Below are 429 nucleotides of genomic sequence, written 5' to 3' on the forward strand. Positions count from 1 at the left end.
CAGGGATGTATTCACGGGCGTTTCCCGGACCAGTATGTAGCAACCTCAGCCACCTAGCCCAGAGCTACTTCGGCTAGCTTGCGTTTTAAAAAGGTGAGTTTGTTTGGCAGTGCGAAAGCCAGGGCGCGTAAGCCTTTCACTACTGGGTTTGCTGTACCGAAACCGCGTTTGAACGTTTCCATTGCGGCTATCATTAACTGAGCATCGGCTTTGCGCTCGCGTTGATACGCGCTCAAAGAGCGGTGCAATTGCGTCAGAGAAGATAAATCCACACCCTCGATTTTTTCCGTTAAGGCTTTCACGTCACCAAAACCTAAGTTCGCCCCCTGCCCGGCCAGCGGATGAATAGTGTGTGCGGCGTCACCAGCCAAGACAATACGATGCTGATACCATTGGCGCGCGTACTGCATTTTAAGCGGAAAAGCTTTT

General features: G+C 51.7%; 1 protein-coding gene. It reads right to left on the minus strand.

The features are described from left to right. Positions 1 to 53 precede the first annotated feature (53 nt). A partial coding sequence (locus tag B3180_RS07070; protein WP_286843751.1) for an FAD-dependent monooxygenase occupies positions 54 to 429 on the minus strand: 376 nt, incomplete at its 5' end.

This window comes from Idiomarina sp. UBA4206, from assembly GCF_002383015.1.
Lineage (GTDB): Bacteria > Pseudomonadota > Gammaproteobacteria > Enterobacterales > Alteromonadaceae > Idiomarina > Idiomarina abyssalis.